This is a genomic window from Streptomyces sp. NBC_01446 (assembly GCF_026340095.1).
In the GTDB taxonomy this organism is placed as follows: Bacteria; Actinomycetota; Actinomycetes; order Streptomycetales; family Streptomycetaceae; genus Streptomyces; species Streptomyces aureus.
Genome location: NZ_JAPEPO010000001.1, coordinates 2,934,988 through 2,955,260 on the forward strand (window position 1 = coordinate 2,934,988; position 20,273 = coordinate 2,955,260).

General features: G+C 70.8%; 22 protein-coding genes. 12 read left to right on the plus strand and 10 right to left on the minus strand.

Translation table 11 applies throughout. The features are described from left to right. Positions 1 to 89 precede the first annotated feature (89 nt). From OG456_RS50490 to OG456_RS12975, 3 genes are read right to left on the minus strand one after another with little or no spacing between them, the layout of a single operon-like run. A complete protein-coding gene (locus OG456_RS50490) occupies positions 90 to 182 on the minus strand; it encodes an Ms4533A family Cys-rich leader peptide (RefSeq protein WP_323136323.1) in 93 nt (30 codons plus the stop codon). A gap of 56 nt (positions 183 to 238) precedes the next feature. Next, positions 239 to 1,729, minus strand: a complete 1,491-nt coding sequence (locus tag OG456_RS12970; RefSeq protein ID WP_266560386.1) for a DUF3152 domain-containing protein — start codon at positions 1,727 to 1,729, stop codon at positions 239 to 241. A 25-nt stretch (positions 1,730 to 1,754) separates the two neighbouring features. Next, positions 1,755 to 2,774 (minus strand): alpha/beta hydrolase, encoded by a 1,020-nt coding sequence (locus tag OG456_RS12975; RefSeq protein ID WP_266560388.1) that lies wholly within the window; start codon positions 2,772 to 2,774, stop codon positions 1,755 to 1,757. Between the two features lie 148 nt (positions 2,775 to 2,922). Between OG456_RS12975 and OG456_RS12980 the strand changes: the two genes are divergently transcribed. The 4 genes from OG456_RS12980 to OG456_RS12995 all read left to right on the plus strand — a co-directional run bounded on the left by OG456_RS12980 (position 2,923) and on the right by OG456_RS12995 (position 4,783). Further along, positions 2,923 to 3,141, plus strand: coding sequence for a hypothetical protein (locus OG456_RS12980; RefSeq protein WP_116510277.1), 219 nt, complete (start codon positions 2,923 to 2,925; stop codon positions 3,139 to 3,141). Between the two features lie 144 nt (positions 3,142 to 3,285). Continuing rightward, positions 3,286 to 3,927, plus strand: coding sequence for a TetR/AcrR family transcriptional regulator (locus OG456_RS12985; RefSeq protein WP_266560391.1), 642 nt, complete (start codon positions 3,286 to 3,288; stop codon positions 3,925 to 3,927). 144 nt (positions 3,928 to 4,071) lie between these two features. After that, positions 4,072 to 4,299, plus strand: coding sequence for a DUF3107 domain-containing protein (locus OG456_RS12990; protein ID WP_227297095.1), 228 nt, complete (start codon positions 4,072 to 4,074; stop codon positions 4,297 to 4,299). A 217-nt stretch (positions 4,300 to 4,516) separates the two neighbouring features. Then, positions 4,517 to 4,783 (plus strand): hypothetical protein, encoded by a 267-nt coding sequence (locus tag OG456_RS12995; RefSeq protein ID WP_266560394.1) that lies wholly within the window; start codon positions 4,517 to 4,519, stop codon positions 4,781 to 4,783. A gap of 119 nt (positions 4,784 to 4,902) precedes the next feature. Here OG456_RS12995 and OG456_RS13000 read toward each other — a convergent pair whose 3' ends face one another. Continuing rightward, on the minus strand, positions 4,903 to 5,634 hold the full coding sequence (locus OG456_RS13000) for a ferritin-like fold-containing protein (RefSeq protein WP_116513430.1): 732 nt from the start codon (positions 5,632 to 5,634) through the stop codon (positions 4,903 to 4,905). Between the two features lie 520 nt (positions 5,635 to 6,154). Between OG456_RS13000 and OG456_RS13005 the strand changes: the two genes are divergently transcribed. Together OG456_RS13005 and OG456_RS13010 are read left to right on the plus strand one after the other, a co-directional pair. After that, entirely contained in the window at positions 6,155 to 8,350 is a 2,196-nt protein-coding gene (locus tag OG456_RS13005; RefSeq protein WP_266560460.1) for a DEAD/DEAH box helicase, read from the plus strand. A gap of 148 nt (positions 8,351 to 8,498) precedes the next feature. Then, positions 8,499 to 9,377 (plus strand): alpha/beta fold hydrolase, encoded by an 879-nt coding sequence (locus OG456_RS13010; RefSeq protein ID WP_266560462.1) that lies wholly within the window; start codon positions 8,499 to 8,501, stop codon positions 9,375 to 9,377. Between the two features lie 15 nt (positions 9,378 to 9,392). On the opposite strand, the gene OG456_RS13015 is transcribed toward OG456_RS13010, so the two are convergent. Further along, positions 9,393 to 10,292, minus strand: a complete 900-nt coding sequence (locus OG456_RS13015; protein ID WP_266560464.1) for an NYN domain-containing protein — start codon at positions 10,290 to 10,292, stop codon at positions 9,393 to 9,395. Positions 10,293 to 10,555: 263 nt separating this feature from the next. Between OG456_RS13015 and OG456_RS13020 the strand changes: the two genes are divergently transcribed. Next, complete coding sequence (locus OG456_RS13020; RefSeq protein WP_165914635.1) at positions 10,556 to 10,708, plus strand: hypothetical protein; 153 nt, start codon at positions 10,556 to 10,558, stop codon at positions 10,706 to 10,708. Positions 10,709 to 10,844: 136 nt separating this feature from the next. Here the strand turns inward: OG456_RS13020 and OG456_RS13025 are convergent, their stop codons facing one another. The 3 genes from OG456_RS13025 to OG456_RS13035 form a co-directional block, all read right to left on the minus strand. Continuing rightward, a complete protein-coding gene (locus OG456_RS13025) occupies positions 10,845 to 11,450 on the minus strand; it encodes a MarC family protein (RefSeq protein ID WP_266560467.1) in 606 nt (201 codons plus the stop codon). 122 nt (positions 11,451 to 11,572) lie between these two features. Then, positions 11,573 to 12,436 (minus strand): PHP domain-containing protein, encoded by an 864-nt coding sequence (locus OG456_RS13030; protein WP_266560469.1) that lies wholly within the window; start codon positions 12,434 to 12,436, stop codon positions 11,573 to 11,575. A 95-nt stretch (positions 12,437 to 12,531) separates the two neighbouring features. After that, positions 12,532 to 13,170 (minus strand): DUF6758 family protein, encoded by a 639-nt coding sequence (locus tag OG456_RS13035; RefSeq protein WP_266560471.1) that lies wholly within the window; start codon positions 13,168 to 13,170, stop codon positions 12,532 to 12,534. Between the two features lie 253 nt (positions 13,171 to 13,423). On the opposite strand from OG456_RS13035, the gene OG456_RS13040 reads away from it, so the two are divergent. Then, a complete protein-coding gene (locus OG456_RS13040; protein WP_266560473.1) occupies positions 13,424 to 14,689 on the plus strand; it encodes an MFS transporter in 1,266 nt (421 codons plus the stop codon). Positions 14,690 to 14,692: 3 nt separating this feature from the next. Here the strand turns inward: OG456_RS13040 and OG456_RS13045 are convergent, their stop codons facing one another. Beyond that, positions 14,693 to 15,289 (minus strand): suppressor of fused domain protein, encoded by a 597-nt coding sequence (locus tag OG456_RS13045; RefSeq protein ID WP_116510288.1) that lies wholly within the window; start codon positions 15,287 to 15,289, stop codon positions 14,693 to 14,695. Positions 15,290 to 15,750: 461 nt separating this feature from the next. Between OG456_RS13045 and OG456_RS13050 the strand changes: the two genes are divergently transcribed. After that, positions 15,751 to 16,866, plus strand: a complete 1,116-nt coding sequence (locus tag OG456_RS13050; RefSeq protein WP_266560476.1) for a magnesium and cobalt transport protein CorA — start codon at positions 15,751 to 15,753, stop codon at positions 16,864 to 16,866. A gap of 101 nt (positions 16,867 to 16,967) precedes the next feature. After that, positions 16,968 to 17,468 carry a hypothetical protein gene (locus OG456_RS13055; protein ID WP_266569192.1) on the plus strand — a complete coding sequence of 167 codons (501 nt, stop codon included), beginning with the start codon at positions 16,968 to 16,970 and terminating at the stop codon, positions 17,466 to 17,468. 18 nt (positions 17,469 to 17,486) lie between these two features. On the opposite strand, the gene OG456_RS13060 is transcribed toward OG456_RS13055, so the two are convergent. Next, the gene (locus OG456_RS13060) at positions 17,487 to 18,185 is read right to left on the minus strand and encodes a hypothetical protein (protein ID WP_266569193.1); all 699 of its coding nucleotides are present in this window, start codon (positions 18,183 to 18,185) and stop codon (positions 17,487 to 17,489) included. Between the two features lie 231 nt (positions 18,186 to 18,416). Between OG456_RS13060 and OG456_RS13065 the strand changes: the two genes are divergently transcribed. Next, positions 18,417 to 19,703, plus strand: a complete 1,287-nt coding sequence (locus OG456_RS13065; RefSeq protein WP_266560478.1) for a CBS domain-containing protein — start codon at positions 18,417 to 18,419, stop codon at positions 19,701 to 19,703. Continuing rightward, complete coding sequence (locus tag OG456_RS13070; RefSeq protein ID WP_266560480.1) at positions 19,690 to 20,265, plus strand: DUF1003 domain-containing protein; 576 nt, start codon at positions 19,690 to 19,692, stop codon at positions 20,263 to 20,265. The genes OG456_RS13065 and OG456_RS13070 overlap by 14 nt, the downstream gene beginning before the upstream one ends. The last annotated feature ends 8 nt before the right edge of the window (positions 20,266 to 20,273 follow it).

Below are 20,273 nucleotides of genomic sequence, written 5' to 3' on the forward strand. Positions count from 1 at the left end.
AAAACGCGAAACCGGAAACCCTGAGAAGAAATAAGGGTGGATACCGGAAAGGAGAGATTAAATGCGACGCGGCACGCCAGGGGCGGGCGTCAGCAACAGTGCACGTCAGCGACGCACAGCGCGGTCACGCCGATGAGCGTGAGCTCAATGGCGGTGCGCGAGGGTGCGTGGCGGTACGACATGCGGAGAAATATGAACGAACTTTCGCCGGATGTCAAAGCGACCCCTGCCCTGCGGCTCAACTCTTGGGAAAGGCCCAGGGGTTGGGCTTGCAGGTGATTCCGTCGAAGGTCAGGAACTTGGTCTGCTGCTGCATGACGGGCGCGAGCGCGCCGTTCTTCGTGCAGGTCACGTGGTTGAACCCGAGCCGGTGCCCGACCTCGTGGTTGATGAGCATCTGCCGGTACAGATGGATCTTGTTCCCGTACGTCGTCGATCCCTGTGCCCACCGATAGGCATTGATCATGACGCGGTCGGTGGCGGCGGAATCGCAGGACACATTGTCCTCGGTCGTGTCGAGCCCGGATTTCTCGCACCAGACGCCGGTGGTCCCCGGACTGGCGAGCGTAATCACGAAGTCGGGCTTTCCGGAGGAAATCCGCTCGAAAGTCCTGCCGCCGTCATGGGCCCAACTGCGGTCGTCGTTCAGGGTCTTCTGCACGGCCTGCGCGAAAAGCCCGCCGTCGAGCCCGAGCCCGTTCTCGACGTCGATCCGGTACTGGAACTTCTGCCCCTTGCCCGGTGCCTTGTCGAATCCGGGCACCGCCGTGAACTTCCCGGAACCCTTGAGCTTGGCGGACAGGGGATACGTCCTGCCCATCTTCTGGTCGTACGTCAGCGGGGTGACGGGCCGGGCCTTGCCCCCGGGGGCGGCCCGGTCGTCCGAACGGGACGCCGACCCGGCCGTCGACCGCTTGCCGGGCCCGGCCGCGGACTGCGCGTGGGCGTCGGCCGCGCCGCCACGCCCTTGGACGACGTGCCCGGCGACGACGACGGCGAGCGCGGTGGTCACTGCGGCGGCCGCGATGCCGGTGTACGTACGGCCCTTGCGCCGTTTGTCACCCGGCTCCTCGTCCTCGGCGGACCCGGCTGCGGCCACGTCGGGCTCGCCGCCCTCCGCTTCCCAGTCGGTGACAGCGCCGTAGGGGTCGGAGGGACGGACAGGCGGGGCGAACGCGTCCACGTAGTCCTGCCGCGGCCTGCTCCGGGGCGACGGCACGACCGGCGCGGCGGCGTAGCCGACGCCCATGCGGGTCTCGCCCCGGGCGCCCCCCTCGAACTGCTCAGGGTGCCCACCGCGCACATGCGGAACGCCGTGCGCGGGAGTGCTCTGCGGGAATCCATGGGAAGGCGTCACACGGGGCGACCCGTGAGCCGGAGTCCCCTGCGCCGGGAAACCGTGCGGCGGGGTCGCCTGCGGGAAGCCATGGGCGGGGGTCGCCTCGGAGAACCCACGGGTGGTGGGCCCCTGTGGCGGAGCCGCCTGCGGGAATCCGCGCGGCGGGGTCGCCTGGGGAAAGCCATGTGCGGGCGTCGCCTCGGAGAACCCACGCGGCGGCCCGGCGTTCGGCGACGAGCCGCGGTACGGGGCCGGCTGCGCCTGCCCGCGCGGAGCGCCCTGCTGCGCCTGGGGACCCGGCGTGGTGGGACGTGGGACATCGGGGGCGCCGCGTCTGCGGCGACCGCGGCCTGCGGCGACCGGCGCCCCGGCCTCCTCCGCGTCGTCCAATGGTGCCGGTGCCGGCCCCCGGCGGCTATGCCGTCCCACTCGCCGCCTCAGCTCCCCGCCCGCTCGTCTCGTCGCTCTCGGTCGATTCCCCCGCATCCGCGAGGAGTTCACGCATCGCCGTGGCGACCGTCTCCGGATACTCCATCATCGCCACGTGTCCCGCGTCCGGCAGCGTCAGGAGCCGCGAGGAACGGAACGTCCGCGCGGCCCGCGCCGCCATCCGGTAGGACACGAGCTGATCGCGTCCACCGTAGACGAGGAGCGTGGGCGCGAGGACACGTTCGGCCTGACGCCACAGCCCATGCTGCCCGCCCAGGGTGTACGCGTTCACGACGCCACGCGCCGAACGGGTCATCGCGTCCCAGAAATAAGGCAGTTGAAGCCGCCGCTCCATCTCCTCGACGGCGGCCTGGTACCCCTCGGGGGTGACCCGGCCGGGATCCCCGTAACAGAGTGCTGTGACGCCGCGCACCCTCTGTTCGGCGGACCAGTCCTTGGTGAGGCGGGTGAAGAGCGAGGCCACGCCCGGTACGGCCAGCAGCGCGGTCGGCACCGCCGTCCGCTGCACGCGGATCTCGGGCAGCGCGGGCGAGACGAGTGTGAGGGTGCGGACGAGATCGGGCCGTACGGCCGCGACCCGTGTCGTGATCGCCCCGCCGAGGGAGTTGCCGACGAGGTGGACGGGCCCGCGGCCCGCCGCGTCGAGGTGGCGGATGACGGCGCGGGCGTGCCCGGTCACCGAGTAGTCGCCGTCGTCCGGCGGCGGCGAGTCGCCGAAGCCGGGCAGGTCGAGCGCCTCGCCGTCGACGACGTCCTCGAGGAGCGGCATCAGGGCGGACCAGTTCTGCGAGGAGCCGCCGAGGCCGTGCACGTACAGCGCGGGCGGCAGCCCTGCGCGGGTGCCGGGGCGGGAGCGGATCGTGAGCGTGAGCCCCGGCAGGGCGACCGAGTCGAGCCGCTCACCCTCCACGACCCGGACGGTGCCCGGCTTGGGCGCCGCGGCTGCGAAGGCGGCAGGCACGCGCGGCGACTCGGTCGAAGACATGCGGGATATGTTACGAGACGATCACGCGCTGGATCGTGTGTTCGCCGTCACAGATCGCATCGCGCCCCGTTCCGGTGTCTCCTACGCTCAGATCTGGGCACCCGCCCACATGAGGACGCACAAGGACACATGAGGGAAGGGAGCCGCCATGACGGTCGACCCATCCGACCCTGACACATTCGAGCGGCAGGAGGACGACGCGGAGTTCGGCGTCGAGGCCCCCGAGGCGGACGCGGCCGAGCAGCTCACGGAGCTCTCGCCGCACCGGGACGACCCTCCGGCGGACGCCGACCCGGACGCCGCGAACGAGGCGGACCGTGCCGAACAGGCCCGCGTTGTGGATCTGGACGAGGACGACTATCGGTGACCTGCCCGTATTTGCCCGTATGCGGACGGTTTCCATAGCTGTCCGGTCCGTGAAATTGTGCGTTCGCACCGCGCACACCAGGGTTACCGAAAAGTACGATGGCGAAGCGGCGCACACCGCACACGGACAATCTTGGGAGGCGGCGTGACAGCCATCGAGCAGACAGAGGCAGCGCGCCCTCGGGGCACGCGCCTGCCGCGCCGTGCCCGACGTAACCAGCTTCTGGGCGCGGCCCAGGAGGTATTCGTCGCGCAGGGCTACCACGCGGCGGCCATGGATGACATCGCGGAGCGCGCAGGCGTCAGCAAGCCGGTGCTCTACCAGCACTTTCCCGGCAAGCTCGACCTCTACCTGGCTCTGCTCGACCAGCACTGCGAGGCGCTTCTCCTGGCCGTGCGCACGGCGCTGGCCTCCACGTCCGACAACAAACTGCGGGTCGCGGCCACGATGGACGCGTACTTCGCCTACGTGGAGGACGAGGGCGGCGCGTTCCGCCTGGTCTTCGAGTCGGACCTGACGAACGAGCCCGCGGTGCGCGAGCGCGTGGACCGCGTCAGCCTGCAGTGCGCGGAGGCGATCTCCGACGTGATCGCCGAGGACACCGGCCTGTCGAAGGACGAGTCGATGCTGCTCGCCGTCGGTCTGGGCGGCGTTTCGCAGGTCGTGGCGCGCTACTGGCTCTCCAGCCAGTCGCAGATCCCGCGCGACAAGGCCGTGACGCTCCTGACATCCCTGGCCTGGCGCGGCATCGCCGGCTTCCCCCTGCACGGCACCGACCACCACTGACGAGGCGCGGCGCACGGCGGCCCACGGTCTTGTTCGCTCCTGGCGTGCAGCGTGGACGCCGGGTACGTCCCCTCACCGGGCTAATGTGTGCTGGGTACGGCGCGGTCGTCCGCGCACATCACGGATCGTCGGAGGGACAAGGCCGTGGAGGTCAAGATCGGCGTGCAGCACACGCCCCGCGAGATCGTTCTGGAGAGCGGCCAGACCGCCGAGGAAGTCGAGAGCGCGGTGTCCGAGGCACTGTCCGGCAAGGTGCAGCTGCTGACTCTCGTGGACGAGCACGGCCGCAAGGTCCTGGTGCCGGCCGAGCGCCTGGCGTACGTGGAGATCGGTGAGCCTGCGGTGCGCAAGGTGGGCTTCGGCCCGGTGTAGGGCCCCGCGCACGGCGGCACGAAAGACATACGGGAAAGGCCCGGTGGCATCCGCCACCGGGCCTTTCCCGCACCTGTTTCCGTGCCTGTCCGCGACGCTGCGGCCTTCACAGGGCGGACCCAGCGAACCCATACGGGGAGGATTGCATTCCGCGGCCCGCGGGTACACCGGTCAAGACCGATTTGCACCACGGCCAATGCGGGAGGGACCTCACACAATGCTCCTGGAAGCGCTCGGCTCCGCCCTGCTCGGCCTCGGCCTTGCCTGGGCCGCGACTGTCCGCCTGCCCAGCCGGCTCCCGTCCCGGGCGCTCGTACTGCCGACAGGAATCGCGGGTGCGCTCTTCGGGGCATTTCTGACCCACACCGCGCTCGGCTCCGGACACGCCCTCGCCACCCTGGCCGGAGCGGTCGTCGTGGGAGTGGCGTTCCTGTCGCTGCTGCTGCGCCCCTCAGCCCGAGTCCGGCGATCAGCGCCGGCGTAGGGCCTCTCGTCCGGACCGTGCCGGGCTCGCGGGGTCTGGCACGCACTGACCCCGCTCCCTGATCCAGCCCGATCCGGACGCAGGACCCTGGACCGTGACCGACCGACGGTGAAGCGGCCTCAGGCCGCGAGCCCCAGCGCGGCCATCCGCTTGGTGTGCGCCTCGGTGATCCGCGAGAACATACGGCCGACCTCCGCGAGGTCGAACCCGTCGGCCACGCCGCCGACGAGCATCGTCGACAGGGCGTCCCGGTCGGCGACGACCCGCTGCGACTGCGAGAGCGCCTCGCCCATCAGGCGGCGGGCCCACAGCGCGAGCCGGCCGCCCACGCGCGGCTCGGCCTCGATCGCGGCCCGGACCTTCTCCACGGCGAAGCTGGCGTGCCCGGTGTCGTCGAGGACGGCGAGGACGAGGGAGCGGGTGTCCGAGTCGAGCCGGGCCGCGACCTCACGGTAGAAGTCACTGGCGATCGAGTCGCCGACGTACGCCTTGACCAGACCTTCCAGCCAGTCCGACGGCGCGGTCTGCTTGTGGAAGCCGTCGAGCGCGGCGACGAAGGGCTCCATCGCCTCGGTCGGCTCGACGCCGATCGCCGAGAGCCGGTCGCGCAGTTGCTCGAAGTGGTGGAATTCGGCGGACGCCATTTTCGCGAGCTCGGCCTTGTCGCCGAGCGTAGGCGCCAGCTTCGCGTCCTCGGCGAGCCGCTCGAATGCGGCCAGCTCCCCGTACGCGAGTGCGCCGAGCAGGTCCACGACCGCTGCGCGGTAATGGGGGTCGACGGATGCCTTCGCCCAGTCCTGGGCGGCGATTCCGGTGGGTTCGTCGGCTGCGGCGGTGTCAGGCGTCTCCATGAAGCGCACAATAGCCCGCCGACCGCCGCCCGGAAGTCCCTGGTCAATGACTGTGACGACGGCTACGTGACCAATTCGGCCATCGCACATGCGCGATTCCGGGGTATGGTGGTAAAGAGCCCGCCGGGTACGAGCAGAACTTTTACGTGTCTGTTTGTACGCGTTTTCGACGGGCTTCATGAATGAGGATGCCCGGTCGGTGGCCCGATCGGCTCCGACCCGACAGCCCTCCGGGCGGTACGTCACACGGCGTACGGCACGAGGAGGGAATCCCTCAGCGGCACGAGCGCTCGAGCGTCGGCAGTGGTCCCGCGTCACCCGGCCCGCCCGCCTCTCGCTGGCGACCGGCGATCAATCGGCACGGTCACGACCCCCGCGTTCGCCTCGCACCGCGTCTCACAGAAGAGGCAACACCCTGACTACGCAGCAGCTTTCCACGTTCCGAGAGCTCGGGATCCTTCCCGAGACCGCCGAAGCCCTCGAGGCCGTCGGCATCATCACCCCCTTCCCCATCCAGGAGATGACGCTCCCCGTAGCGCTCTCCGGCACCGACGTCATCGGCCAGGCCAAGACCGGCACCGGCAAGACGCTCGGCTTCGGGCTTCCGCTCCTCGAGCGCGTCACCGTCCCCGCGGACGTCGAGGCGGGCCGGGCGCAGCCCGAGCAGCTGACCGACGCCCCGCAGGCGCTCGTCGTCGTCCCCACCCGTGAGCTGTGCCAGCAGGTCACGAACGACCTGCTGACGGCCGGCAAGGTGCGCAACGTGCGCGTCCTCGCCATATACGGCGGGCGTGCCTACGAGCCGCAGGTCGAGGCCCTCAAGAAGGGCATCGACGTCGTCGTCGGCACCCCGGGCCGTCTCCTCGACCTCGCGGGCCAGAAGAAGCTCAACCTGAAGCACATCAAGTCCCTCGTCCTCGACGAGGCCGACGAGATGCTCGACCTGGGCTTCCTGCCCGACGTCGAGAAGATCATCAACATGCTTCCGGCCAAGCGCCAGACGATGCTGTTCTCCGCGACGATGCCCGGCGCCGTCATCGGCCTGGCCCGTCGCTACATGTCGCAGCCGACGCACATCCGCGCCACGTCGCCCGACGGCGAGGGCGCGACGGTCGCGAACACCTCGCAGCACGTCTACCGCGCGCACAACATGGACAAGCCGGAGATGGTCGCGCGCATCCTGCAGGCCGAGGGCCGCGGGCTCGCGATGATCTTCTGCCGTACGAAGCGGACCGCCGCCGACATCGCCGACCAGCTGCAGCAGCGCGGCTTCGCGTCCGGCGCCGTCCACGGTGACCTCGGCCAGGGCGCACGTGAGCAGGCCCTGCGGGCGTTCCGCAACGGCAAGGTGGACGTGCTCGTCTGCACCGACGTCGCCGCTCGCGGCATCGACGTCGAGGGTGTGACGCACGTCATCAACTACCAGTCCCCCGAGGACGAGAAAACGTACCTGCACCGCATCGGCCGTACCGGCCGCGCGGGTGCCAAGGGCATCGCGATCACGCTGGTCGACTGGGACGACATCCCGCGCTGGCAGCTGATCAACAAGGCGCTGGACCTGAAGTTCCCCGACCCGGTCGAGACGTACTCGTCGTCTCCGCACCTGTACGAGGAGCTGAACATCCCGGCCGGCACGAAGGGCGTGCTGCCGCGCTCCGAGCGCACCCGGGCCGGCCTGGCCGCCGAACAGGTCGAGGACCTCGGCGAGACCGGTGGCCGTGGCGGGCGCGGCGGCCGTGGTGGCCGTACGGCCGCTCCGGCTCCCGTCCAGGAGCGCGAGCGCGAGCCGCGTACGGCGCGTACGACGCCGCGTCGCCGTCGTCGCATCCGTAACGGCGAGCCGGTGGCCGCGCCGACGGTGAACGAGCCGAGGACGGCTCCGGCCGAAGCGGTCGCCGCCTCCGAGGCCGTGGACGCCACTTTGGTGGAGCCGCGTACGCCGCGTCGTCGCCGTCGCACCCGTTCCGGCGCCGCTCCGGAGGCCGTCGTCGAGACCGCCGCCGTCGCGACGGCCGAGGCTGTCGCCGACCCGGTCGAGTCGGTCGAGGTCGCGGAGACGAAGCCGAAGCACACCCGTAAGGCCGCCGCCGAGGAGGTCGCCGAGACCGTCGAGGCGACGGTCCCGAGTCCGCGCCGGCGCACCCGCAAGGCCGCACAGGCCGCGGTGGACACGGTCGAGGCCGTCGAGTCGGTCGAGGCTCCCGCGGAGGCCAAGCCCAAGCGCACCCGTAAGGCGGCGCCCAAGGCCGAGGCCGTGGCGGACACCGTCGAGGCGACGGAGATCGCGGAGACGAAGCCGAAGCGCACCCGCAAGGCCGCCGCCCCCAAGGCCGCCGCCGAGGCGGTCGTCGCCGAGGAGGCCGAGACCAAGCCGCGCCGGCGCACCCGCAAGGCCGCACAGGCCGTGGTGGACACGGTCGAGGCCGTCGAGTCGGTCGAGGTCGCGGAGACGAAGCCGAAGCGCACCCGTAAGGCCGCCGCCCCCAAGGCGACCGCCGACGCGGCCGCCGAGGTCACGGAGACGAAGCCGAAGCGCACCCGTAAGGCCGCCGCCCCCAAGGCGACCGCCGACGCGGCCGCCGAGGTCACGGAGACGAAGCCGAAGCGCACGCGCAAGGCCGCGGCCCCCAAGGCCGCCGCCGAAGCGCCCGCCGAGGAGGCGCCCGCCAAGCCCCGCCGCCGCACCCGCAAGGCCGCGGAGCCGACGGAGAGCTGAGCAGGACCACGGAGCAAGCCAATGGCCCGGCACCCGCGAAAGCGGGGCCGGGCCATTGGCGTTCACGGTCACGGAGGTCACGGGGGTCGCGGAGAGCCCCGCCCGATCCCCGAATGACCCGCGGCGGCACTGCGGTTAGCCTCGTCGCATGAGTCGGCCTCCCGCATTCGTCCCGCCGCCCGGCGCCGTCGCCCACGCCCTTCGGACCGAGCGCGGCGACTTCGCCGCCATCAGTGCCGGTCCGCAGGACGCCGGGCACACGGGTACCGCGCTCCTGCTGCCGGGGTTCACCGGTAGCAAGGAGGACTTCATCGCCCTGCACGTGCCGCTCGCCGCCGCCGGGTACCGCACGGTCGCCGTGGACGGGCGGGGACAGTACGAGTCGACGGGACCCATCGACGACGAATCCCCTTACGCGCAAAGGGAGTTGGCCCGCGATGTGCTCGCGCAGGCGGCCGTCGTGGACGACGGGACGCCGCTGCATCTCGTGGGGCATTCGCTGGGCGGCCAGATCGCCCGGGCGGCCGTGCTCGTCGACGCCACGCCGTTCGCCTCGCTCACCCTCATGTCCTCGGGCCCGGCCCAGATCTCGCCGTCGCAGCAGGAGCGGGTCAAGCTGCTGCGGGACGCACTCGCCGTGCTCGACATGGCGCAGGTCTGGGACGCGATACAGGCGCTCGACACGCCGGAGGAGACGGACACGCCCGGAGCGGGCGCGGACGACGCCGCCGCCCTGCGGCACCGCTGGCTGCTCCACAGCCCGGCCCAGCTCATCGCGACCGGCCGCCAGCTGTGCACGGAACCCGACCTGGTCGACGAGCTGGCGGCCGTCCGGCTGCCCAAGCACGTGCTGTCGGGCGAGCGCGACGACACCTGGCCGGTGCAGCTCCTCGACTCCATGGCCGTACGCCTCTCGGCCCGCAGGACCGTCATCGCGGGCGCGGAGCACTCCCCGAACACGGACCGCCCCCAGGCGACCGCGGCGGCCCTGGCCGCGTTCTGGGACCTGCACCCGCCGATGGTCTAGCCGGAGGGCGCGGTACTAGTACTGCGCCTGGAGGTGGCCCCAGAAGCCGTCCCGCAGGGCGCGCCGCAGGTCGGACTGTCCCCGCAGCGAGTACTGCAGCAGCGCCTCCGCCTCGACCAGCAGCTCCTGGTCGACGGGCCCGGGCAGATACGGGTGCCCCGGCAGCAGCTCCAGCAGTGACTCCCTGCCACGCGCGGCGAGCCACTTCGCGGCGATCTGCGCACCGACGAACCGCACGTCCTCCCGCGAGGGGCGGGGCGTGCCCGCGTTCTCGTACGTCGCCGTGGTGGTGCGCCGGGACACGTACGGCTTGAAGAACGCCAGGTCGAACGTGCGCTGGCTGTCGACTTCCCAGAGGAGCGGGTCCGCCTGGTTGCGGCCCTCGGGCGCCTCGATGCCCCACAGGTGGACGCGTGCGCCGTAGCCCTGCGCCGCCTCGACCGCGGAGACGAGGTCCTCGTCCCCGCCGATGAGCGCGGCGTCGCTGATGGCGCGGTGCCGGGCGAGCGACTCCAGGTCCGTCCGGATCAGGGAGTCGACGCCCTTCTGCTGGTTGTGGGCGTTGAGGTTGCCGAGCCTGACCTTGACGTCGGGGAGCTCGGCGATCGACTGCTGTTCGTTCGTATGGATGCGGCGCCGGGCGCCGTCGTACCAGTAGACGCGCAGCAGCCGGCTGTCCGCGAAGATCGTGCGGGCCTTGTCGATGAGGGCGTCGACGATGCCTTCGGCGTCGAGGTCGAAGGCCCTGCGGTCCTCGGTCCCGGTGACGAGGCGGCCGGCGGCGGCGTAGAGGTATCCGGCGTCCACGAAGATCGCGTGGGTGGACGGGGTCTTGGCCACTTCGGCGAGCATGCGCTTGAGCAGCTCGTTCGTACGGTCGAGCTCCGCGCGGATGGCCGTCAGGTCGTCGTTCATATGTGGCCCATTGTCACGGTCGTCACGCTGCGAACACAACTGGTCCCGCTACCCGAGGGTAATTAGCCTCGCGAAAAATTTCCTTAGCGTAGGGAATGTTTGCTGGGGGCAACTCGTTGATCCCTACAGAACGCGGGGCAGTGAAGCCGCGCAATCCACTCTTAACGGTCAGGCAACCGCCTGGCCGTACGACGGGGCAAGACTGTTGTCCCGTAGCAGTAGTTCTCCTCCAGGAGGATGACCAGACGAAGGGAGAAGCGGTTATGCGCTTCGAAATCATGCGACTCGACGATGTCGACGGAACCGCCGTGGACAGCACTGTCGTGGACGCCGCCTCCGTCAACCGGATCGTTCAGCAGGCGGCCGCCATAGGGCAGCGCCTCTACATTCGCCCGGCCGAGTCGCCGGCCTCGTAACGCGACGACGACTCCTGATACACCGCACGTAGACGACGACTCCTGATACACCGCACGCAATCGAATAACACGCTTCAGAGCCCCCGTACGACATCCGTACGGGGGCTCTTTTGCGTGCCCGGGGTGCTCGGCGCCGTCAGGAGCCCTGGATCACCTGGGTCACACCGTTGATGATCTGCTGCACGGCGATCGCGGAGAGCATCATGCCCGCGAGGCGCGTCACCAGGACCACGCCGCCGTCCTTGATGACGCGGATGATCAGCAGCGAGTAGCGCATCACGACCCACAGGACGACATGGATGGCGACGATCGCCGACCACACCGACACCTGCGTCGCGGCGCTGTCCGCCTTCTGCACGGCGAGGATGACGGACACGATCGCGCCGGGGCCCGCGAGCAGCGGCATGCCGAGCGGCACGAGCGCGACGTTCACGTCCTTGGTCTGCTTCGGTTCGTCGGTCTTTCCGGTGAGCAGGTCGAGCGCGATGAGGAGCAGCAGCAGCCCGCCCGCGATCATCAGCGCGGGGACGGAGACATGCAGGTAGTCGAGGATCTGGTGGCCCAACAGGCCGAAGACCGCGATGACGCCGAAGGCGACACAGACAGCCTGGAAGGCCATCCTCTTCTGCACCTTGGCGGGCCGGCCAGCGGTGAGCGCGAGGAAGATCGGGGTGATCCCAGGGGGGTCCATAATCACGAATAGCGTGAGAAAAAGGGATCCGAAGACAGCGACATCAAACACGGGTGTGGCCTTGCGAGTGGGGTCCACGGGATCAGCCGGGACGCGTCGTGCGTGGGGGTGCGGTGCGTGAGCCCGCACCGGGGCATGAAAGGAGCGGCTTGCCGGATCGCGGCAGGGCGCGGCTACGCGGTGGTTCCGCCGGCCCCGGGCACGGGGAACGCCCCGGTCGCCCGGCGCGTGATCTCCGCGTACACCTCGGGGTCGGTGGTGAACTCGCCGAGCACGCAGGTCTTCCGGCTGCCGTGGTAGTCGGAGGAGCCCGTGGCCAGGAGGCCGAGGTCGGCGGCGAGGCCGCGCAGGCGGGCCCGCGTGGCCGGTTCGTGGTCCATGTGGTCGGTCTCGATGCCGTCGAGTCCGGCCGCGGCGAGGTCGGCCATCACCGACTCGGGCACGACCTGCCCGCGCTTGACGGCCGCCGGGTGCGCGAAGACGGTGACCCCGCCCGCGGCCTTGACCAGGCGGATCGCGTCGAAGGGGTCGAGCTCGTGCTTGCCGACGTACGCGCGGCCACCGTCGGCGAGCCAGTCGGGCGTGAAGGCGTCGGAGACGGATCCGACGACGCCGAGTTCGACGAGGGCCTCCGCGACGTGCGGGCGGCCGACGGACCCGTCGCCGGCGATGCGGGCGACCTGCTCCCAGGTCACGGGCACGCCGAGGTCCTGGAGCTTGGTGACCATGCCCTGCGCGCGCGGCACCCGGTCGTCCCGTACGAGCTCGCGCTCGCGCAGCAGCTCGGGCTCGTCGGGGTCGAAGAGGTAGGCCAGCATGTGCAGGCCCACGCCGTCGAGGCGGCAGGAGAGTTCGGCGCCGGTGACGAGCGTGAGTCCGGCCGGCAGCGCGGCGACGGCCTCCGTGTACCCGCGACTCGTGTCGTGGTCGGTGAGCGCGATGACGTCCAGGCCGGCGGCGGCCGCGTTGCGGACCAGCTCGGCCGGGGTGTCCGTGCCGTCGGAAGCGGTGGAGTGGGTGTGCAGATCGATGCGCACGCGCGTACTCCAGGCTCTGAACGGACGGAAGGGGACGCTCAAGGATAACGGGGATCCGGAGCGATCCCGTCACCGTCGCCTGCCGGTACGACCCCTTACGTCAGGATGCGCGGCGACAGCGCGCCGCAGGGCACGAGGTCGACCTCGGCGCCCACGTCGCGCAGGTCGGTCAGGACCAGCTCGTCGTACATCAGGAGCCCGGTCTGCTCGGGCCACACGACCGCCCACACCCACAGGCCGCGCGCCTCGCCCGCGAAGACCGCGCGGTCGTCGGGGGTGCCGGAGACGTGCCACATCGGGGTCGGGCGTCCGGCGGCGAGGACCTTGACCTGGGGCGGCTTCTCGACGTTCATGTATGGGCCGGGGTCGGGGCCGTCGATGCCCGCGTACCGGGCGCCGAGGCCGACGCCGAGCTCCTCCGCGACGAGCACCATCTCCCCCACACCGCCGAGCGGCCCGGGGCCCGAGCACGCCACCGCCGTCGCCTTGCCGCCCGTGCGGTCGTCGCCCGCGCTGGCCACCCCGGTGAACAGCCACCCGACGGGCAGCGGCCAGGGCATCCACACCGGCACCTGGGTGCGGTGCACGACGACGCTCAGCGCCTCGACGCTGGGCGGGATCACGGGCTGCAGCGGATGCACCGCCCCGTGCGCGTCGCACTGCCAGGAGTCGGAGAAAAGGCCGGGAGCCCTGACCCGGCCACCACACTTCGGGCAACTGGGTTCGCCCCTCATAGGGTCCAACGGTCCTCCCCGTCTCCCGCTCCGTCAAGGACGATCACCCGTCCGAGGGCGGGGTCTCGCGGGACCTCCCCGGAAAAATTAGATGTAACTTGCATTAGTTAGCCGAGCTAATTTATTATGTGTATACGCCAACGACCGCTCACGGCCGCCGACGGTCACGAGCGGTCTCCGCGCGAACGACCCCGAGCGAACGACCCCGAGCGAACGCCCCCGAGCGAACGACACACGAATGCGAGGAACCGGCATGAGCCACAGCAGCACCCGAAGTGCGGGAGGTCCCGCCGAAGGGGACACGTTGGACGCGGGGGCGACCAGCCTGCTGCGTCAGCCGAAGGCGGTCTGGGCGACCGCCGGGGCATCCGTCGTCGCCTTCATGGGCATCGGCCTCGTCGACCCGATCCTGCCCTCCATCGCCAAGGGCCTCGAGGCGACGCCCAGCCAGGTCTCGCTGCTCTTCACCTCGTACTTCCTGATCACCGCCGTCGCCATGCTCGTGACCGGGTTCGTCTCCAGCCGGATCGGCGGCAAGAAGACGCTGCTCGCGGGGCTCGCGCTCGTCGTGGTCTTCGCCGCGCTGGCCGGCACCTCCGGCTCCGTCGGTGAGCTCGTCGGCTTCCGCGCCGGATGGGGCCTCGGCAACGCGCTGTTCGTCTCGACGGCCCTCGCCGTCATCGTCGGCGCCGCGGCCGGCGGCTCGGCCGCCGCGATCCTCCTCTACGAGTCCGCGCTCGGCCTCGGCATGGCCTGCGGCCCGCTGGTCGGCGCGCTGCTCGGCAACGCCAGCTGGCGCTACCCGTTCTTCGGCACCGCGGCCCTGATGGCCATCGGCTTCCTCTGCATCACGGCGTTCCTGAAGGAACAGCCCCGGCCCGCGAGGAAGACCTCGATCCTCGACCCGATCAAGGCGCTGGGTCACGGCGGGCTCGCCTCGGCCGCCGTGTCGGCCTTCTTCTACAACTACACGTTCTTCACGATCCTGGCCTTCACGCCGTTCGTCCTGAACATGACCCCGTACAAGTCGGGCGGCGTCTTCTTCGCCTGGGGCGTGCTGCTCGCGTTCTTCTCGGTGATCGTCGCGCCGCGCATGCAGGCCCGCTTCGGGTCGCTCAAGGTGCTCGGCGGCTCGCTGGTCCTGCTCGCCGCCGACGTCTTGGTCCTCGGGTACGGCGGCCACACCGCCGCCATCGTCTGCACGATCGTGTCCGGCGCCTTCATCGGCGTGAACAACACCGTGTACACGGAGCTCGCGCTCGGCGTCTCGGACGCGCCGCGGCCCGTGGCGAGCGCCGGCTACAACTTCGTACGCTGGTTCGCCGCCGCGGCCGCCCCGTACTTCGCGCCGAAGATCGAGGAGTGGACCGACATCCACATCCCGTTCGTGGTCGCCGCGATCACGGCGCTGCTCGGCGCGGTCGTCGTGTGGGTGCGCAGGAGCGCGCTCACCCACGAGGCCGAGGAACTGGCGCCGCAGCACGCCGGCGAGGACGGGATCTCCGTCTTCGCGAACTGACCCCTACTGATCCAGGGACACGGACCTGCGCAGCGGATCGCGCAGGTCCGTTCCGCTGTTCAGCCACTTCTCCTCGAGGGCGGCCGCCCCGTGCACCCGCTTCCACGCCGCCTCGTTCTGCGTCATCGGCAGCAGCGGCAGGAACCGTACGGGATCGAGCGGATCGTCGAGTTCGAGATCCTCCACGAGGCCCCCGGACTCCGCGACGAGCACTGACGTGAACGGGGCGCCGGGCCACAGGGGTTCGCCCACGTCGAGCGAGGCGCCCGCGGCCACGACGACCCCCTCGACCTGCGGCGACGCGGCGAGCACGGCGAGCGGGCGCAGCACCTTGTCGGTGTCGGCGCGACCGGCGCGCACCGACAGCACGAGCTCCGCGCGCGGACCCTTGAGCGGGTCGGCGAGCGCGGACGTCGGGTCGGCCATGGGGGCGGCCGACATACCGAGCGTGGCGTAGCGCACGAGGCCGGTGTCCGCCGCGTCCGTGAAGCGCAGCACCTCGATGCGGTCGGTGCCGAGGAACGTGACAGCGGCGCGCGCGTCCGGTTCACCGAGGGCCGTACGCAGCCGGGCCTCGACCAGAGCAAGAACATCTCCCATGTCGCGAGCATAGAACTCGCATCCAATGGGTAAAGGCGGGGCTCGCTTCTTCAGTCGGCTGATAGTCTAGGCCGCTGGTCGGGGCAGCACGCCAAGCGTCGCTTTCGAGCCCCTGACCTACATGCGTCCCCTGCGAGGGATGAGACGTCGTCCCTCACGGGGGACCGGCTGGAGGAGGTGGGGCTGCAATGGACCGAAGTCGACCGTGCAGTACCACTCGCTCTTCCGGCCACTGAGCCGCATTTTCCCGGCTTTCAGCGCACACTCGAATCTGTCTGCGCACCACGGAAGAGCACTTCGTTTCCGCCTGATCTGAATCAGTAGCGAAGCCGCCACCGCGCCGGTGCGGTGCTCCCCGCTTTGTGGACGTGCACACAGGATCCGCAGTCAGGACGTCCTCATTCCGGTTAGCGCCGACCCGTATGGCCACCGGCGGCTCCCGCCCGCGAAGGAGCCTGCCCATGTCGATGATCCGTGACCTGCGTGCCGCCGTCCGCCCCGCGCCGCGCGAGACCGGCAGCACGTCAGCCCCGTACGACACCACCCGCGACCCGTCGATGTCCACGGCCGTCGTCGACTGCGCCGTCTACCGCGACGGCGCCCGCGTCCACGACAGCGACTGCCTGACGCCCGGCGGCGCGATCCTCAAGGCGCGCCGCGACGGCGGCTTCGCCTGGATCGGTCTGCACGAGCCGACCGAGTCCGAATTCGCGGGTATCGCCGCCGAGTTCGGGCTCCACCCGCTCGCCGTCGAGGACGCGGTGCACGCCCACCAGCGCCCCAAGCTGGAGCGCTACGACGACACCCTGTTCACCGTCTTCAAGACCATCCACTACGTGGAGCACGCCGAACTCACCGCGACCAGCGAGGTCGTGGAGACCGGCGAGGTGATGTGCTTCACCGGGCGGGACTTCTTCATCACCGTCCGGCACGGCGGCCAGGGCTCGCTGCGGGCGCTGCGGCACCGGCTCCAGGACGACCCCGAGCTGCTCGCCAAGGGCCCGTCCGCCGTCCTGCACGCCATCGCGGACCACGTCGTCGACGGGTATCTCGCCGTCGCCGACGCGATGCAGGACGACATCGACGAGGTCGAGACGGACGTCTTCTCGCAGACGGGCAAGGGCGCTCCGCGAGGCACCGACGCCGGGCGGATCTATCAGCTCAAGCGCGAGGTCCTCGAGTTCAAGCGGGCGGTGGCGCCGCTCCAGCGGCCCATGCAGCTGCTGAGCGAGCGGCCGATGCGGCTCGTCGACCCGGACATCCAGAAGTACTTCCGTGACGTCGCCGACCACCTCGCGCGCGTGCAGGAGCAGGTCGTCGGCTTCGACGAACTGCTCAACTCCATCCTCCAGGCCAACCTCGCGCAGGCGTCCGTCGCGCAGAACGAGGACATGCGCAAGATCACGTCCTGGGCGGCGATCATCGCCGTACCGACGATGGTCTGTGGCGTGTACGGCATGAACTTCGAGCACATGCCGGAGCTCCACTGGCGGTTCGGCTACCCGCTCGTCCTCGGCGTCACGGTGGGCGCCTGTTTCGCGATCCACCGCATCCTGAAGCGGAACGGGTGGCTCTGAACGGCCGGCGGACAGGCTCTAGGCTGGCGCCCATGACGGATCAGGCCAGCCCCTCTCCCGCCCACCACCCCTCGACGAGCGGCTCCGCGGCATCCCTGTTGATGGACCAGGCCCTCGTCGAGGAGGCCACCAAGAAGTCCGGCCTGATCTGGGTACGGGGCGCCATTGGCCCCGAGCGCGCCCTGTGGCACGTGTGGCACGAGGGCGCGGCGAACCTGGTCGGCGACGGGCCCGGCGAGCAGCCGCTGCCGGGCCTCGTCGACGGCGGGGCGGCTACCGTCACCGTGCGCAGCAAGGACAAGGGCGGGCGCCTCGTGGGCTGGGCGGCCCGGGTCGTCGAACTCGCCCCGCACTCCGAGGGGTGGGAGGCGGCCGTCGCCGAGCTGAAGGGCAAGCGCCTGAACGCGCCGGACGGCGAGGCGATGCCGGAACGCTGGGCACAGGAGTGCCGGGTGCTCCGCCTGGAGCCGACGGGGACCACGCTCCCGCCGTCGTCCGAGGCGCTGGCCGCGGCGCCCCTCGCCACGACCGCGACCACCCGTCGAGAGGCCCCCGCGGCGCTCCCCCACCTCCTGCTCCGCCGCAAGCGGCGCGGGAAGTAAGGGCCCTTCAAGAGGGTTTCAGGAATTCGGGAGTTGGGCCCCGTAGTCCACCGTGTCTCCCTTGCCCGGCTCGCGGAGCGTGAAGTCCTTGCCCCAGTCGGCGAGTTGGAGCGTGCCACCGCCGCCCGCGCGCTCCAGGCGCAGCGGGTACGGGGTGCCCTCGAGGGAGACGTCGAGCGTGCCGCCGGCGCCCTTGTCGCCGGTGAGTTCGACCGTGCGTACGCCGCCCGCCGAACCCCGGTCGCCCTTCTCCACCTTGCCGTGCAGGGTGAGCAGTCCGTCCAGGAGCGCGCCCTTGACGGTGAAGCCGCTCAGGCGTTTGTAGGCCGGGTCGCCCTGCGGGACCTTGACGTACTTGCCGTCGAGCTTGTCCGCTGCGGCGGCCGTGCCCCCCTGCGCCGCGCTGCCCGAACCCTTGCTGTCCTGGTGCGTCCAGAAGTCCGCGTCGGCCTTCAGGAACAGATGCTCCTTGACCCGCAGCAGCTGGAAGCTCCGGCCGCCCGTCGTGACGGATCCCGTGCCGCCCTCGTCCTTGAGCCGCATGTCGATCTTGTACGAGTGGCCGCCGCTGACGACCGTGCCGGACAGATGGACGGCACCGGCGCCCTGCGCGGCCTTGACGGTGCGGCTCTGGATCTTCGGGGCGGTCAGTTCGGCGACGCCGTTCGTGCCCGCGTCCGGATCCTCGCTGCTGCACGCCGCGAGCCCGAGGCACATCACTCCCACCAGAAAGATCCCTGGGGAACGGCGGGCCAGGGGAAGTACGGTCACGGCTCGCGCTACCTCTCGTACGACGTCTTGCTCGGCGGCAGAACGGCAGCGTACCCGTGTCACCTGCGGTGAACGGAGCCAGTCCGTCCGGACGCAGCACAAAGGCGCACGGGACCGGGACGGGCTAGCCTGAAGGACACCTTCAGGACAAATGAGGATGTAAAGGAGGCGCGGCGCATGGCGGCAGGCGCCCCCCGGATCTTCGTCTCGCACCTCTCCGGCATCGCCGTCTTCGACCCCAACGGCGACATGGTGGGGCGCGTCCGCGATCTCGTCGCCATGCTGCGCGTCGGCCGCCGCCCGCCCCGGCTGCTCGGGCTCGTCGTGGAACTCTCCACGCGTCGCCGCATCTTCCTGCCGATGACCCGCGTGACCGGCATCGAGTCCGGCCAGGTCATCACCACCGGCGTACTGAACGTGCGGCGCTTCGAGCAGCGGCCCACCGAGCGGCTCGTCCTCGGCGAGATGCTCGACCGGCGGGTGCGGCTCGTCGAGTCCGGTGAGGAGGTGACGGTCCTGGACGTCTCCGTCCAGCAGCTGCCGGCCCGCAGGGACTGGGAGATCGACCGGGTCTTCGTACGCAAGGGCAAGAGCGGTGGCGCGTTCCGCCGCGCCAAGGGCGAGACGCTCACCGTCGACTGGTCGGCCGTCGACGGGTTCTCGCTGGAGGAGCACGGGCAGGGCGCCGAGAACCTCCTCGCCACGTTCGAGCAGCTGCGCCCGGCCGACCTCGCCAACGTCCTGCACCACCTCTCCCCCAAGCGCCGGGCCGAGGTCGCGTCGGCCCTCACGAACGAGCGCCTCGCGGACGTCCTCGAGGAGCTGCCGGAGGACGACCAGATCGAGATCCTCGGCAAGCTCAAGGAGGAGCGCGCCGCCGACGTCCTGGAGGAGATGGACCCGGACGACGCCGCCGACCTGCTCGGCGAGCTGCCCGAGGACGACAAGGAGCGGCTGCTCGCGCTGATGCAGCCCTCGGACGCGGCCGACGTGCGACGGCTGATGGCGTACGAGGACAAGACCGCGGGCGGTCTGATGACGACCGAGCCGATCGTGCTGCGGCCCGACGCGACCGTCGCCGACGCGCTGGCCCGGGTCCGCAACCCCGACCTCTCCCCCGCGCTGGCCGCGCAGGTCTACGTGTGCCGGCCGCCCGACGAGACGCCCACCGGCAAGTACCTCGGCACGGTGCACTTCCAGCGGCTGCTGCGCGATCCCCCGTACACGCTGGTGTCCTCGATGCTCGACGACGACCTCCAGGCCCTCGCGCCGTCCGCCGCGCTCCCGGTCGTCGCCGGGTTCTTCGCGACGTACGACATGGTGGCGGCGCCCGTCGTCGACGAGAGCGGTTCGCTGCTCGGCGCGGTCACCGTGGACGACGTCCTCGACCACATGCTGCCGGAGGACTGGCGCGAGCAGGAGTTCCACCTGGCCGACGCGGAGGTGGACCATGGCGCCGGCTGAGCGCGAGCGGGACGGCCGCCCCGAGGGCGCGCGGGCGCCGCGCTTCCGGCTCGACCTGCCGCGCCCCCCGCGCCGCAAACTGCTGCCCGACTACGACCCGGAGGCCTTCGGACGCCTCTCGGAGCGCATCGCCCGCTTCCTGGGGACGGGCCGGTTCATCGTCTGGATGACGGTGATCATCATCGCGTGGGTGGTGTGGAACGTCTCCGCGCCGAGCAGCCTGCGCTTCGACCAGTACCCGTTCATCTTCCTGACCCTGATGCTCTCGCTCCAGGCCTCGTACGCCGCTCCGCTCATCCTGCTCGCGCAGAACCGGCAGGACGACCGGGACAAGGTCAACCTCGAACAGGACCGCAAGCAGAACGAGCGCTCCATCGCCGACACCGAGTACCTCAGTCGCGAGGTCGCCGCCCTGCGGATGGGCCTCGGCGAGGTCGCCACCCGCGACTGGATCCGCTCCGAACTCCAGGACCTGCTCAAGGAGCTGGAGGACCACCGCGTGACCTTCCCGACCGGCTCCGCGGCCGACGCAGGTCACAGACGTGACGTAGACGACCGCTGACAGGGCTT

What these genes read in the sequence shown, in the direction of transcription:
- OG456_RS50490 (WP_323136323.1), bottom strand. Translation starts at nt 182, where the DNA reads ATGTCGTACCGCCACGCACCCTCGCGCACCGCCATTGAGCTCACGCTC.
- OG456_RS12975 (WP_266560388.1), bottom strand. Translation starts at nt 2,774, where the DNA reads ATGTCTTCGACCGAGTCGCCGCGCGTGCCTGCCGCCTTCGCAGCCGCG.
- OG456_RS12980 (WP_116510277.1), top strand. Translation starts at nt 2,923, where the DNA reads ATGACGGTCGACCCATCCGACCCTGACACATTCGAGCGGCAGGAGGAC.
- OG456_RS12995 (WP_266560394.1), top strand. Translation starts at nt 4,517, where the DNA reads ATGCTCCTGGAAGCGCTCGGCTCCGCCCTGCTCGGCCTCGGCCTTGCC.
- OG456_RS13000 (WP_116513430.1), bottom strand. Translation starts at nt 5,634, where the DNA reads ATGGAGACGCCTGACACCGCCGCAGCCGACGAACCCACCGGAATCGCC.
- OG456_RS13005 (WP_266560460.1), top strand. Translation starts at nt 6,155, where the DNA reads ATGACGCTCCCCGTAGCGCTCTCCGGCACCGACGTCATCGGCCAGGCC.
- OG456_RS13010 (WP_266560462.1), top strand. Translation starts at nt 8,499, where the DNA reads ATGAGTCGGCCTCCCGCATTCGTCCCGCCGCCCGGCGCCGTCGCCCAC.
- OG456_RS13015 (WP_266560464.1), bottom strand. Translation starts at nt 10,292, where the DNA reads ATGAACGACGACCTGACGGCCATCCGCGCGGAGCTCGACCGTACGAAC.
- OG456_RS13020 (WP_165914635.1), top strand. Translation starts at nt 10,556, where the DNA reads ATGCGCTTCGAAATCATGCGACTCGACGATGTCGACGGAACCGCCGTG.
- OG456_RS13035 (WP_266560471.1), bottom strand. Translation starts at nt 13,170, where the DNA reads ATGAGGGGCGAACCCAGTTGCCCGAAGTGTGGTGGCCGGGTCAGGGCT.
- OG456_RS13040 (WP_266560473.1), top strand. Translation starts at nt 13,424, where the DNA reads ATGAGCCACAGCAGCACCCGAAGTGCGGGAGGTCCCGCCGAAGGGGAC.
- OG456_RS13045 (WP_116510288.1), bottom strand. Translation starts at nt 15,289, where the DNA reads ATGGGAGATGTTCTTGCTCTGGTCGAGGCCCGGCTGCGTACGGCCCTC.
- OG456_RS13050 (WP_266560476.1), top strand. Translation starts at nt 15,751, where the DNA reads ATGTCGATGATCCGTGACCTGCGTGCCGCCGTCCGCCCCGCGCCGCGC.
- OG456_RS13055 (WP_266569192.1), top strand. Translation starts at nt 16,968, where the DNA reads ATGGACCAGGCCCTCGTCGAGGAGGCCACCAAGAAGTCCGGCCTGATC.
- OG456_RS13060 (WP_266569193.1), bottom strand. Translation starts at nt 18,185, where the DNA reads ATGTGCCTCGGGCTCGCGGCGTGCAGCAGCGAGGATCCGGACGCGGGC.
- OG456_RS13065 (WP_266560478.1), top strand. Translation starts at nt 18,417, where the DNA reads ATGGCGGCAGGCGCCCCCCGGATCTTCGTCTCGCACCTCTCCGGCATC.
- OG456_RS13070 (WP_266560480.1), top strand. Translation starts at nt 19,690, where the DNA reads ATGGCGCCGGCTGAGCGCGAGCGGGACGGCCGCCCCGAGGGCGCGCGG.